14 protein-coding genes are annotated in these 13,939 nt (G+C 38.9%); 6 read left to right on the forward strand and 8 right to left on the reverse strand.

The genetic code is table 11. The features are described from left to right. Nucleotides 1-765: 765 nt before the first annotated feature. Together PAND9192_RS05560 and PAND9192_RS05565 are read left to right on the forward strand one after the other, a co-directional pair. Nucleotides 766-1,179: a DMP19 family protein gene (locus tag PAND9192_RS05560; protein ID WP_087852930.1), complete on the forward strand. Its 414-nt coding sequence runs from the start codon at nt 766-768 to the stop codon at nt 1,177-1,179. A gap of 194 nt (nt 1,180-1,373) precedes the next feature. Next, the gene (locus PAND9192_RS05565; RefSeq protein ID WP_087852931.1) at nt 1,374-1,907 is read left to right on the forward strand and encodes a hypothetical protein; all 534 of its coding nucleotides are present in this window, start codon (nt 1,374-1,376) and stop codon (nt 1,905-1,907) included. A 382-nt stretch (nt 1,908-2,289) separates the two neighbouring features. Here the strand turns inward: PAND9192_RS05565 and PAND9192_RS05570 are convergent, their stop codons facing one another. Continuing rightward, on the reverse strand, nt 2,290-4,158 hold the full coding sequence (locus PAND9192_RS05570) for an ABC transporter ATP-binding protein (protein WP_087852932.1): 1,869 nt from the start codon (nt 4,156-4,158) through the stop codon (nt 2,290-2,292). Nucleotides 4,159-4,457: 299 nt separating this feature from the next. On the opposite strand from PAND9192_RS05570, the gene PAND9192_RS05575 reads away from it, so the two are divergent. Next, entirely contained in the window at nt 4,458-5,084 is a 627-nt protein-coding gene (locus tag PAND9192_RS05575; RefSeq protein ID WP_087852933.1) for a DUF1294 domain-containing protein, read from the forward strand. A 55-nt stretch (nt 5,085-5,139) separates the two neighbouring features. Here the strand turns inward: PAND9192_RS05575 and PAND9192_RS05580 are convergent, their stop codons facing one another. The 3 genes from PAND9192_RS05580 to PAND9192_RS05590 all read right to left on the reverse strand — a co-directional run bounded on the left by PAND9192_RS05580 (nt 5,140) and on the right by PAND9192_RS05590 (nt 8,500). After that, a complete protein-coding gene (locus PAND9192_RS05580; RefSeq protein ID WP_234998972.1) occupies nt 5,140-6,459 on the reverse strand; it encodes a DUF1501 domain-containing protein in 1,320 nt (439 codons plus the stop codon). Beyond that, nucleotides 6,456-7,970, reverse strand: coding sequence for a DUF1800 domain-containing protein (locus PAND9192_RS05585; protein ID WP_087852934.1), 1,515 nt, complete (start codon nt 7,968-7,970; stop codon nt 6,456-6,458). Before PAND9192_RS05585 ends, PAND9192_RS05580 begins: the two co-directional genes overlap by 4 nt. A 197-nt stretch (nt 7,971-8,167) precedes the next feature. Beyond that, nucleotides 8,168-8,500, reverse strand: a complete 333-nt coding sequence (locus PAND9192_RS05590; RefSeq protein ID WP_065167301.1) for an SMR family transporter — start codon at nt 8,498-8,500, stop codon at nt 8,168-8,170. Between the two features lie 580 nt (nt 8,501-9,080). Here PAND9192_RS05590 and PAND9192_RS05595 point away from each other — a divergent pair. Together PAND9192_RS05595 and PAND9192_RS05600 are read left to right on the forward strand one after the other, a co-directional pair. After that, nucleotides 9,081-9,476, forward strand: a complete 396-nt coding sequence (locus PAND9192_RS05595) for a septal ring lytic transglycosylase RlpA family protein (protein ID WP_087853508.1) — start codon at nt 9,081-9,083, stop codon at nt 9,474-9,476. A 59-nt stretch (nt 9,477-9,535) separates the two neighbouring features. After that, entirely contained in the window at nt 9,536-10,294 is a 759-nt protein-coding gene (locus PAND9192_RS05600; protein WP_087852935.1) for a hypothetical protein, read from the forward strand. Between the two features lie 77 nt (nt 10,295-10,371). Here PAND9192_RS05600 and PAND9192_RS05605 read toward each other — a convergent pair whose 3' ends face one another. Beyond that, a complete protein-coding gene (locus tag PAND9192_RS05605; protein WP_087852936.1) occupies nt 10,372-11,163 on the reverse strand; it encodes a DUF2076 domain-containing protein in 792 nt (263 codons plus the stop codon). Nucleotides 11,164-11,557: 394 nt separating this feature from the next. After that, nucleotides 11,558-12,277, reverse strand: coding sequence for an HAD family hydrolase (locus PAND9192_RS05610; RefSeq protein WP_234998973.1), 720 nt, complete (start codon nt 12,275-12,277; stop codon nt 11,558-11,560). Between the two features lie 233 nt (nt 12,278-12,510). Between PAND9192_RS05610 and PAND9192_RS05615 the strand changes: the two genes are divergently transcribed. Then, complete coding sequence (locus tag PAND9192_RS05615) at nt 12,511-12,849, forward strand: hypothetical protein (RefSeq protein ID WP_087852937.1); 339 nt, start codon at nt 12,511-12,513, stop codon at nt 12,847-12,849. 82 nt (nt 12,850-12,931) lie between these two features. Here PAND9192_RS05615 and PAND9192_RS05620 read toward each other — a convergent pair whose 3' ends face one another. Next, nucleotides 12,932-13,255, reverse strand: a complete 324-nt coding sequence (locus PAND9192_RS05620) for a hypothetical protein (protein WP_087852938.1) — start codon at nt 13,253-13,255, stop codon at nt 12,932-12,934. Between the two features lie 151 nt (nt 13,256-13,406). Then, entirely contained in the window at nt 13,407-13,904 is a 498-nt protein-coding gene (locus PAND9192_RS05625) for a hypothetical protein (RefSeq protein ID WP_087852939.1), read from the reverse strand. Nucleotides 13,905-13,939: the final 35 nt, after the last annotated feature.

Raw genomic sequence — 13,939 nt, forward strand, 5'->3', positions numbered from 1 at the left:
GTTGATTTTATCGCTTTAGTTCTGTTTTTAATAAGAAATATTTCTTGTTAAAAACAGAAGTGGAATCATAACCAATTGAAAATTATATCATTTAACATTTCAGTTTGTATTTAATAAGACTGATTAAATACATTTCTTACTTATCACATCCTCTTATTGAGAGTCAGGCGTGAAAAATTGTTATCAACTTCATGATATATATAGATTATATCTAGTATGATAAAGGTTGTTTATGCGTGTATTTTTGCGCGAAAGTAAGAATGCTTATTAATATACTGTTAACTGACTGCGTACTAGAATTAACTATTCAAAAACAGTTGTTTATGTTACCTTGTGAACAGTTTACTTAGGTCAGCTATTGCTGGGGTCTCCATCGGTTCAGTTGTAATTGGTCCACTAGTCGCTGTTGTTTGTTTATTATTGGCTATAACACTCGTGTTTTTCCTATCAACTTCAACTTCAAAGGTGACTACCATGAAAAAAACCAACACTACAACCGGCTCACTAAATTCTCATCTATCTTCCGCCCTAATCGGTATTTCAGGCGGCGTAGTGGCCAACACAATGACCGGGTTGACCTAAGTAAACTCCCATCCTCTGTAAGCTTCTACCAAGAATAAGTTTCCGCCAAAGTCAGTTAACAATCTGTTTAAGAGTGATTCGCAACGCGTGGCATTTTTACTATGCGTTGGTTTAAGTGATTAAGGTGGTTTGCGGCGGCTCTTGTAATGCGTTGCTCACACCTTAACAGGGCGTTAGATTGCTATGAGTGAAATCGTCGAATCAGCCTTCGAAGAGGCACTTGAAAAACTAGGATTAAATGGTATGGATGCGTTATCCGAACAAGATAAGGTTGTAGCATCTATATTTGCTCTTGAAGCGGAAGTGAACAATGGTGGATTTGATCAATTCTACTATAACTCTGCAGGAGACTTAGCCTATTATGTGCCACAAGCACTGCGAATTATAGGAGCTCCCAAAACAGCAGAAATTACTGAAAAAGCGAATTCCATCTTTGGTGAAAATGGACCGAGCCGAGATCACGTTTTGAGGTCAAAACAACTGCAGTGTTTAGGCGATCAATATGACGAATTCTTAGGTGAATTGGATGACCAGTTTTATGAGTATCCACACGATTTATATGCGTTACTAGAGCAGTATTTGGTAAAACAATCATGAACAAGTCGCAATCTAACAATCTGTTAAATAAGGACAAATTTTGCTGTATCGCTTTTTGCTTTTCTGCTCCGCAGGCAAAAATCAACCCAGCAAAATTTGCCTATTAACAGGGCGTTATAGCTCAGTGATGGCCTGTTCCTTATAATAGATTGAATTAAATTGTGTTAATGAAAAAATAGAAGAGGTACGATTTAGTGGTTGAGCTTATCCATATTACAAGCGTAAAAATTGCTTTTGATATCTTGGAGTCTACTCGATACAAATCTATGTATGAGTACGGTGGTTATGATGGAGGTATGAATTTCCTCGGTGTGTTGGGCGAAAATGCAAATACTCAACCTAGAGCTCGTGGTGTAAGGTTACATTTTATTTGGGGCGGAGAGGTATCTGAGCCTGTTAGCTATGACGCATATGGTTGTAACAATGCCAATGTACTCTATGACTTCAATGGTTCAGGAAATCACTTTAGGAATAATGACCCGCGTTATTTTTTGCCTTACCGCAGCGAAGGTCTAACGGTTGAAAAATTAGAAATTGATAGTGATCAGGCTTTACTAGAAGGGTGGTGTGAATACAAGGGGGGAATAATCAAAAAGTTATTCTCCATAAAATTGTTCCACTCATATTTGATGAGTAAAGCCAAAGAACATGTATTGCAGCTGAATAAGAAAATCGAGCGTAGAGATATAAAAATATCAATTCGTAGAGAGAAAGTTAAGTCAGAGTAGCGCTCCATTAGCTATAACAAATAATTCAAGAGTGATTCAGCACGGTTGGCACTTTTGGTTTTAGTTAAGTTCAGTGATTACGATGGTTAAATTAAAAGTCGTGGTTGCGTGCTTCACACCTTAATTGAGCGTTATCCCTACTTTTCCTAATACTTACCAGCCAAAATAGAGCAAAGTGCGTAACTCGCTTTTGTCCAACATCAAGCTGGTCATTTGGCTAGCTCGTATGTGAGCACCAAGCGATTCTGTCGTATCGTAATCACCAAGCGACTTTGTCATTACATTAACCACCAAACGCTTCTGAATAGCCTCAATTAGCTTATATTTAAAAATAAAAAAGCCGCTAAATCAGCGGCTTGGTGTTAGAGAATATTAAATACAACTATATATTTTGATTCAAATCATCAACGCTGTCAGAAATATCCTGCTCGCCAATAAAGCCACCGGTCTGGTGCGCCCATAATTGTGCGTAAATACCATTTTGCTGCAATAACTCAGCATGAGAGCCTTGCTCAATGATTTGGCCTTTATCAAGAATGATTAACCGATCCATCGCAGCAATGGTAGATAAGCGGTGCGCAATCGCAATTACTGTTTTACCTTGCATTAGCTCATTAAGGCTTTCTTGAATTGCGGCCTCAACCTCAGAATCTAACGCCGAGGTTGCTTCATCTAAAATTAAGATTGGCGCGTTTTTAAGTAATACTCGTGAAATAGCAATTCGTTGACGTTGACCGCCTGACAGTTTAACCCCACGTTCACCCACTTGTGCATCGTAGCCAACATTACCAAAAGAGTCGGTAAGGGTTTCGATAAACTCATGCGCTTGCGCTTGGCGAGTGGCGGCAAATAAGGTTTCATCATCAGCATCTGGTTTGCCATAGACGATATTTTCACGAATAGAGCGGTGTAATAGGGAAGTATCTTGGGTCACCATGCCAATATTACTGCGCAGTGAGTTTTGAGTAACGGCATTAATGTCTTGACCATCAATACGAATTTTACCACCTTCCACATCATGAAAACGCAGAAGTAGGTTAACTAAGGTTGATTTACCTGCGCCAGAACGCCCGACTAAACCGACTTTTTCACCGGGTTTAATATTGAGGTTAAGATGACTGATAACACCTTTATTTTCGCCATAATGGAAGCTTACATCATCAAATTCAATCCCGCCTTGGGTTACTGCTAAAGGCTTAGCATCGGCATCATCTTCAATCGCAATTGGCTTCGATAAGGTTTTCATACCATCCACTACCGTACCTATATTTTCAAATAATGCGCCGACTTCCCACATGATCCACATTGACATGCCGTTAATACGCAACGCAAGACTAATGGCAATCGCGATCGCACCGACTTGAATTGCGCTTTGCATCCATAAATAAATAGATAACGCAGAAATGGCAAATAGCAGCGTATAGTTGGTGAGTTGAACACAGAAATTAAACCCTGTAACTAATCGCATTTGAGTATGGACGGTAGCAAGAAACCCTTGCATACCTTTTTCGGCATACTCAGTCTCACGTTGATCATGAGAAAACAATTTAACCGTTGATATATTCGTGTAGCTATCAACAATTGAGCCGGTCATGGTTGAACGTGCATCTGCTTGTTCTGCCGCAATATGTTTAAGTTTGGGTACAAAATAAAGTTGAATACCAACATAAGCCGCTAGCCAAAATAGCATTGGTAACATTAATAACCAATCAGCCTGCGCTAAAATGACTAATGATGAGGTAAAATAAACTGAGACATAAACAAATACATCGGCGGTTTTCATTACTGTTTCGCGAACAGCAAGTGATGTTTGCATCACTTTAGTCGCAATACGACCAGCAAAATCATCTTGATAAAACGACACACTTTGTTTAAGTAAATAACGGTGTGCTAGCCATCGAATCGACATTGGGTAGTTACCCAGCAACGATTGGTGCGTAATCAGGGATGAAATCAGTACCAATGTTGGCATCAATATTAAAATAACCAAGCCTAACCAAAACAGGCTAGTGCCATTTTGAGCGAGAAATGTATGGGGATCACTTTCTGTAAGCCAGTCGACCAGTTTGCCCATAAACCCAAATAAAACCACTTCGAGAATGGCGACGGTGGCACTGAGGATAGCCATTATCAGCAGTGGCTTTTCAAACCCACGGCTATAGTAACGGCAAAAAGCGATAATCCCTTGTGGTGGTTGCTCAGGATCTTGCTTAGGAAATGCTTCTGTAAAATTTTCAAAACGTTTAAACATAGTTAACCTAATTGATGAGATGAGCGGTCGCAATTAGCAAATACAGAGCAATATAGATAAGTATAATGTCACTGTTAGCGATGATTTTTGAAAGTTAAAATACGCCATTATGCACAGCATTGTATTCACTATTTTGACGCTACTCAACAATCGCAATATTTTTAATGACAAAAATATTAACCTGATACCAAAAAAGTAATTTATAACGCCCAAATCGGGTGGTAACAGTCATTACAATAGAATAATGGTTAATAAAAAGCCGTTAATCTGTTTTCAGTGTAAAACCACAGGTAAAAAAAATGAACGATAAAGGCACAATTGTGCAGTGGAATCATCAAAAAGGATTTGGTTTTATTCGACCTCAAGCAGGAGGAGATAATATCTTTTTTCATGTGAGTGCGTTAGCTGATCGCCAAAGTCGCCCACGAATTAATGAAAGTGTTTATTATCAACTTGGCACGCGCCAAAACGGTAAAATCGCAGCCAAATCGGTTCGGTTTGTTAAATCACATTCAAGCATGGATAAATACACCGCACCCATGAGTAAAGCACAAGGTTTCAGCGTTCTATTTTTGGCATTAGTGGCAGGGTGGGTGTGGTTAGCGCGCTGTCCATATTGGGTTTTAATGGGCTATATTTGCCTAAGTATTGTCACGTTTGCTGTTTATGCACATGATAAACGTGCCGCTCAAAAAGACGCATGGCGCACCAAGGAAGCAAGCTTACATTTATTAGCTGTGTTGGGAGGATGGCCAGGTGCTTTATGGGCTCAAAAAATACTGCGCCATAAATCTCAGAAACAGCCATTTAAAGCGATTTTATGGTTAACAATTATTGTCAATATCACGCTGTTTATGCTGATATTTACGCCGTTTGGCAACCATTTTGTGCATAATATGACGGTTTACGTGAGTAGTCTTGTTTGATATTAAGGTGGTAAATATACACAGGAGAAGCCTTCACTTCTCCTGTGTTGGTCGCTTAAATGAAAGGGACGTATGGTGAGTTAAACTGGGTTAAATGCGGGAATAGGGTTAATATTTGCTGATCATTAAGCCCAAACCAACGGCATAAAGAAGCATTGACCTGATCTGCTGCCATACTTGGAATAATACGACCGTGGTTAAAATCATCTTCACTACCAGGAGCAAGATTTGGCCACTGTCCATAAGCTTGTCCACCTTGAACCGCACCTCCCATTACAAGTTGATGTCCCCCCCAACCATGATCTGTTCCCGATTCATTGGCTTGAATACGACGCCCAAAATCAGACATGGTGATAGTTGTCACTTGTTGATGAACATTTTGCGCATGCATATCCTGATTAAAAGCTGCCATGGCTTCACTAATTTCAGTATAAAGTTCATCGTGGACAGTTTTTTGATTAACGTGAGTATCAAATCCACCCAAGCCAACAAAGAAAACTTGGCGTTGTTGGCCTAGTGTTTGGCGAGCGTCAATTAAGCGTGCCACCATGCTTAACTGTTTACCTAGTTTGGTTTCAGGGTAAACAGCTGTTGCTGGATGAGCTGCAAGTACTTGCTTTAACGCATCATTTTCACTCACACTTTGTTGCATTACTTTAGCGAAATGGCGGCTGTAGATGTTGTCATAACCACGTTCGGTAAAGTGAGCGAAATACTGATCAAGTTTAACTTCATCTTTCCATTCGGCGTATTTCGTCACGCCTTGGTCGCTCACAACGGTTTGTCCTAGAGATTGACTGCGTAATAGGCGTTTATCACCATTGAGCCCAATAAGCGGTGATAGCTCACTACGTAAATTGAGCATATCCATCATTCTACCAGCCCAACCGAGTGGGTTATTGTGGCCGTTAGAACCTGTTTGCCATAGGTTCTGTTGCATGTTGTGCGCCATCAAAAATTGCGGTAAAGCAACTTGGTTAGTCGCAATGGCTGATGCAGTTGTAGGGGCGAGTAATTGGCCACTGTTGATCAGTGCTGTGGCTTCACCCTTGTTAAATAACTCGGCCAACGCAGACATTTTATGATGTATGCCAAGCGCTATATGGTTATCTGTCGCTACAGGTAACGGAATAATTTCGGTTTCAGTTAAGCATAATTTTGGTCGTGCAGCGTGATAATCGGCATACGCATCAACACTGGTTGGCACGATCATATTATAAGCATCATTACCACCGTGTAAGAAAATTACCACCAGTGCTTTATGACCATCTACTGTGTTTTTTTGTGGCAACGCAAGTGATGGGGTTGATAATGTAGCGGCTGATAATGCTGCCGTTGATTGTAAAAAACGGCGGCGAGATAATGTAATTGTCATGCTACGAACTCCTGACAAAAGAACTCTGGTGAAGTAAAGGCAGTATAAAGTGCTGATTCAACACGACGAACTTGTTGATTGATTGCAATATGATTATCTAACAGGTCAAATAATTGCGCGCGTAGAGAATCAGAAAGAAGCCCTGCAAACACACGGGTGTTAATCATTTCTATTAAGGCATTGCTATCATGTTGGACGGCAATAAAAGGTTGAATAGCGTAAAACCATTGCTGCGGTTTTGTCGATTGGTGACAATTTAATACAGCACACAAGCGGTTATGAATATTAAGCATTTGATAGCTGCTTAATAGGCTAAATTCCGGAGCAGTTAACCCATTGGCAGCAATTTCACCTTGTGGTGCAAAATCTGGCAGATAGAAGTTAAATACCGTTTCTGCTTGTAATGGACTTTGACCAAAGTAGCGAATATTACTTTTTACTTCCCAATAATCCCCTAATGATGTCACACCTAGCGCACGAGCCTGGTTAGCAGCCATGAGAATTGGTTCTTTTAATAAACCCAGCTGACTTTGACGACTTGCTTGACCATTAATAACAGCGCTATCAGTTAATATTGCCCATAATACCGCTTTGAAATCACCTCGAACACCGTTGCCGTTATCAATAAAGGCTTGTGCGACACGGTAAAGATAGGCTTGGGTTGGATTACTAGTAACAAAACGCTTAATTAATAAATTAGCAATAAAAAAGGGTGTGTTTTGGTGATTAAAAAGCAGATCTAATGCTTGATCAAGATCTTGCTCAGTATTTTGACCTGCAGCAAAGTGCTGGCCTAAAATGAATTTTTGCTCGGTATCATGATTACGTTCACGCGGTGTCATTGGGTGTTCATTATGACCACTTTGCCAACCGGTAAGTGCGCGTGCTAATTCTTGAACATCATTTTGGGTGTATGAAGCAATTGGATCGCCATTATGATCAGTGAGTGGCTGACCATTTTCATCTAATTGCCATAAACCGATAGTGAATAATTGCATTAATTCACGGGCATAGTTTTCATCAGGGAAAGTATTATTTTTAGGGTTCGCTTTGGTGCTGCGACGTAAGGTTAAATAACGTCCCATTGCAGCATTTGTTGTTACCGCTTTTAGCAAATCTCTAAAATTGCCAAAACTATGTTCAACCAACAAATCATAATATGCCGCTAGCTCTTCATGGCGATTACCGACACCAACACTTGAAACTACTAAAATTTGACTCAAGGCATAAGCCATACGCTGGCGCAGTTGATCATTGGCTGTTAATGCATATTGCCACCATACGCCAAGCCGTAAATTAGTTGTGGGCTCGGTTTTACCTGATACTAGTACCGCATGACGCAGTTGCGGCAAATGATAAGAAGGTGAGGCATTGTATTGTTCTTCAAACCATTGGCTAACATCGAGCTTAACCAGTGGATTTAGATCATCAATTTGAGGGCCAAATGTTGCGCGGTATAACAGTGCCGCTGCTTGGGTTTGATGCGTAAATTTAAATGATGGCTGTGGCATAAAATATCCTTATTAACGATGCTAACTACATCGATATTTCGATAGCTTTATTTTATACGTACCATTAAAAAAGTTTATTCATTAAGTGTATCAAAGTATTACTTGAAAGACTGAGTAGCAATATGTAGCGGTAATAAATAAGGAAGAAGTCTTTTATTCTTCATTCCTTATTTGATGTTGCAAAGATTCACTAGAAGTTAGTGTGAAACAGTTTTTGATAGCAGGTTAACAACTAATACGCCTGCGATAATTAATCCAATACCTACAATTGCTGGTAAGTCTAACCGTTGTCCGTAGGCAAAATAACTGATGGTCGCAACCAGAACAATCCCTGCACCACTCCAAATAGCATAAACAATTCCCACCGGCATTGTTTTTACTGTAACGGATAATAAAAAGAAGGCGACAGCGTAACCGACAATAACAATGGTGCTTGGTACTAATTTAGTGAACTGCTCTGCTTTGGGAATAAAAGAGGTTGCAATCACTTCAAAAATAATGGCGATAGCGAGTGCGATTTGGGGTGGCATTGAGATTAATAGCTTAAACATATTGGATTTCTGCAGGAGTTGAAAACGCGCATTCTAAAGATCTTTTAATTAAGCGACTAGTGTAAATTTGAGTAATTAATTATTACATTATTTCAATAATACACCGTTTTGCGTTGCATTTTGCTATCTATATTGCAATGTGATTGTTTGTGGTTAGCCGCGAAAAAAGTAAACCGACATGTTAGCCACCGATAACGTCTATCAGCGTTAATAATATAGAGTTATTTATTGCTTTTAAATGTTGGTATGTAACTTGCTATTCTTATAGTGTCATTGTTTATTTTTACATTGGAAGTAGAGATAAAAATGGGTGTATACAGTATGTTTTATTATTTCTTTTTGTAACCGACATTACTTTTAATGTCGGTTTTTTTTCTTTTAAAAACAGTTAAATATGATCTTGTTCGGTTTTAAGTTACATTTGGTGATAGAATTTAACAAGTAATTAATGGTTTTGCTTGATTTATAAGTGATTGATTGAATAAGTGTGATGAGCTGGGGAGGTGATATGAATTGGTCTGTTATACGTTATTTAGGTGGGAGTGTTTTGGCCCTTATTATGATGTCAGGATGCACAAATTCCGATCAATATAATAAGACACCAACCGTTGAAACTAAGCGTCCAGTATTAATCATCAAACCAGTTGAACATAAAAAAGCCAATAAAGTCATTTATGGTAAAGCGTCTTTTTACGCCAATATGTTTCAAGGACGTAAAACAGCTAACGGCCAAATTTTTGATCAAGGTAAATTAACTGCAGCTCACCTTACCTTACCTTTTGGTACAAAAGTGAAAGTGACTAATGTCAGTAATAATAAAAGTGTGATTGTTACTGTTAATGATCGAGGCCCTTATATTCGAGGGCGTATGATTGATTTATCTCGTTCTGCTTTTAAGGCAATTGGGAACACACGCTCAGGCGTATTAAATGTAAAAATGGAAATTTTAAAATAAAAAGAAGGAAGGCGACGTTGTAATTGTCAGTATTGCTACGTTGATAAAGGAGTTAGGATATGATTTTGGAAACATTAAGCCAGTCGGTATCGACGGTTTTACATAATAAAAAAAGGTTATTAAAAGCCTTACTGATTCCTTTTTTGGTGACGTATTTTTTACGTTCAATGAAAGTCTCAGTTGCAGGTAATGAACTCTATAATGAAATATTGGTGTTTATATTTAATATAGCGATCTTTTTGACCTCTTCGATTATTTGTTTACGTACACAACAAATATTAGATAAACATGATACAGATGACACTGCAGATGCACCGTGGCAAGGGGTTAGATTTGATGCTCAACAACGCCGTTATAGTGGCTATTTGTTAGTGTTATTTGTTTTATTACAGGCTATTTGGCTGTTAATTGAGGCTGATTATCAAATTGCATCAAATGGTTTTGTTTATAGTGTGATGTTGGCATTAGGTGTCGTTGGCTGGATTGTATTTTCACGCTTATCTTTCGTTCTTCCTGCTATTGCTGCTGGTAAAGAGGCCTCGTTTAAAGATGCACTGGCAATAACAAAAGATAAAAAGTTATATGCATTTGTGATTGCAGGTTTATTACCTGTTGCTTTTTATATGCTGTTTATTGGATTGCCAATCTTCTTATTGTTCGCTAATCCTAATTTAGCAATGGGACTCAAATTTATTTATATCTTTATTTGGGGCGTTATCGTGATCGCTATTCCGTTTATTATTGCGGCTATTGAAGCAACGGCTTATCGCGCTTTAATCGATAAATCAAATGCGACTAAAATTTCTAATTCTGTCTAATACTTAACCTTGATGAGTGTTGTGATATAAAAAAAGAGCGCAAATGCGCTCTTTTTTATTTGTCGGTTATTACAATCTTAGAAGTCGTCGTCGTCGCCACCGAAATCGCCGCCAAAGCCGCCATCAGTATCGCCAAAACCACTGTTGTTAGCGAATGTATCATCGCCACCAAACCCATTGTCGTCACCGCCAAAGCCTGAATCACCAAAACCGCCGCTGTTATCGCCAAAGCCAGCGTCACCAAAACCGCCACTGTTATCGTTAAAGCCAGCGTCACCAAAGCCGCCAGTATAATCAGAAGCAAAGCTATTTGAGTCATCATTATTTAAGAAGCTTGAATCATCAGCTTGTGGATCTGTGGTTGCATCGGCAGCTGGATCTGCTTGTGCAGTATCAGTTGCTGTTGTATCTGCTGCAGGATCCGCTGTTGGTGCAGGATCTGCTGCCGCTGTTTCTGCTGGTTTATCATCAAATAACATATTGCTGATTACACTACCAGCAACCATACCTGCAGCCACACCAGCCGCTGTTTGCATGAAACCGCCAAAAGCACTTGGCTGTCGAACTGGTGGCTGTGGCGGTTGTGGAGGCGCTTGACGAGAACCACCAAACATACGGCTCATAGTGCCACGGTTTGATTCTTGTTTGTAATACTCAGCGTTCTTCTCTAAGTAGTCGTTTTTTTCTTTTAATTGTTTAAGTGCCATCTCTTGCACAAGAACGGCTTGTGTTAGTTTGTAGATAGCATCTGGCTGTGCGCCAATTTCAGTGTTGATAAATTGTTCTGCTTCAGCATCTTTTTTGCTTTCAGGGCTTTTTTGAAGCTTAGCAGCAACGCTTTGAATCAGTTCTTTTTCTTGTGGAGTCATGATAATTACCTTCTCAATACCCTGTCATTGGTAGGGTGTACCGTTGCTTGGCTGATGAGATGCTTTGACTATCAGCCTTGCTAAATAAGATTACTTACAAACTACATTATTCTCATAAAGATATTGAATGGGTGATGAATACACCTTTGTAATTTGTAAATCGAAATATAATGCGCGAATACTGTATTACGTTCGTTGTACTACATCTATAGTTGGCTACAAGATAATTCATTTAGTTTGTTACTATCTGTAAATGGGTACTGAAAAATGTATTATCAAGCATAGTTCAAGGATTTATTTATCGTTTGTTAACATGCTCTCATTTTGAGAGCTTGTTATAGTGAATCGAGAGGACTAATGAGAGGGATCTTTTGCGATGACAGACATTGAATGATTAGCGTAGAATATTGTTTTCATGACGCCAATCCATGATCGTCCATTCATTCATTTGGGCATGCATCGCCAATGTTGGATCAGGGTTAACGGCAAAAGGTTTATTAACAACGTTAAGTAGAGGTAAATCATTGGCAGAGTCACTGTAGCCATAACTGCCTTTATAAGTATGGTTTTGTTGTTGTAGCCATATTTTCAACCGTTCAACTTTACCTTCTTTAAAACTCAGTATACCGGTTGTCGTTCCGGTATAAACACCATGATTTTGCTCTAAATTAATCGCAATCACATTATTGATACCAAGGGCCGTTGCTATTGGTTTTACTAAATGTTCGCTGGTTGCGGAAATAATGAGAATATGATCACCACGTTTACGGTGCCACGCTATACGCTCAAGTGCTTGTTGGTAGATGGCTGGTGTAATGATGTTTGCGATAAACTCATCAACTAAGGGTTTTATTTGTTGCTGGCTTTTGCCTTTGAGTGGGGCAAGGGTTGTCGTCATGTAACTGTCCATATCAAGTGTGCCTTTGCTATAGGCTGTCATCATGGCTTGTTCTTGGGCTAATAATGAAGCAGGGGCTAACCCCTTAGCAACAATAAAATTATTCCACAGGCTGGCTGAATCTGCAGCGATAAGCGTTTCATCTAAGTCAAAGATAGCAAGATAAGTCGGCATGGTTGATTTGATAGCTGTTGTTGCTTGGGTCGTCAATGGCACGTGTCATTCCTTCTGTTATTGATTATAGCTTTTATTATTTGGTGCAATGGGTTGTAGAGTAGGAAATAGAGATGACAGTTTTATGACCTTGGCGTGTCTTTTTTACGACATGGAATAAGAGCGAAATAAGCGATAATGCTAAGTTGTTGCAATATAAAAATGATCTTATGTTCATTCAGTGATAGCAGGTGTAGTGTAAATCATAAGATATTGAGATGTAGATAGGAACGAAGATGGCAAATACAACGATTTTAATAACAACAAACTGCATTAATGATATTAATCTAGCATCGGAACTAACCAAGCAGCAGGTTGTTGTTACTGATATTGAACAAATCCAATTTCAATTGGCCGATAACTCGTTGGTAATATTTAAAAAAGATGCAGCATTACAGCACTATTTGAATACACTATTAGGAATGAATTTGAAACGTGTATTCCGTAGTAGTGATCATCAACTTAACCAGTTAACTGAAAATTCAATCAATATTGATGGTACATTATTATTATTGAAAGACGATGGCGATTGGTTACGTCTACATTGTGACAATGGAATACTAGCGAAATTATAAGATTATGTGCGTGCGTTACAGCCAATCTGGTTTCAGAATATCGAGGATGAATGTGACAGACTGGCTATAAAAGAGGCATATGTTAGCTGATAGACTCGCACACACGTTGATTATTGGTGTAGTAATAACGGTGATGGCTATCGGGGGTATTATCAGCAAAGATTTTATCTATAACATAAGGCGTGCCTTTAGCGAATAACCAAATAAACTGTTCAATCGCTTCGTCAAATTGTGTCTCAGTCGCATGTTTAGTCGGACGAGAGAATTCAAAACGGGTTAGTGTCGTTGTATCGACATCTACACTTCGTTGATAACCATTAAACCCCAGTTGTTTGAGGTTTGGCTTTGGTATACCACCAGGTACCATATGAGAAGGCACTGTCAGGACTACTTGAGTAAGATTCATCGTATATTCTTCCTTATAATATCCATTCATCTATGATAATAACTGTAACTGAGTTTATCGCTTCGCTCTAGCTTTTAATGTAAATATCGATTGTTAAGAGAATAAAAAAACCGCCGTGATGGCGGTTTTTTTATAATAGCGGGTAAGAAAATTAATCTTTAACCCACTGATCATTTACTTTTTTCAATGATACAGTTTCATGAACAGTATCAACAATTTGGCCTGCTTTAAAATCACCGTATTTAGCTCCAAATGCAACGACCATTACTTCAGCTGCAAGGTTGTTTTTTAGAGTATGTAGCGCTGAAGACATATCATCTTTTTTGCTATCAGCTGCGGTATCTGAGGCTGGTGCTTGTGATTTAGCAGTCACTTCTTTCATTGAGCTTTTAAATTCATCTAAGCTCTTATTGGCAACCAAGTCGTAACTTACTTCTGCCTTGTAGTCTGTTTTAGTATCAAGTAATACTTTCGTAATCTTAAGATTTTTTACTGCAAAAGGTGTTGTTTGTGCAGTAATACCTAGATTAGGTTGCTCATATTGGCTTGTTTGAACAACATTGGTAAGCGTGGATTCGTCAACTTTATCACTGCAACCTGCTAAAAATAGTGTTGATGCGATAGCTGCTGCTAAAACAAATTTTTTCATTAATAATGCTCTTTGCTTGTAAGTGATATCCAGTA

Origin of the sequence: Photobacterium andalusiense, from assembly GCF_900185625.1 — a bacterium.
In the GTDB taxonomy this organism is placed as follows: Bacteria; Pseudomonadota; Gammaproteobacteria; order Enterobacterales; family Vibrionaceae; genus Photobacterium; species Photobacterium aquimaris.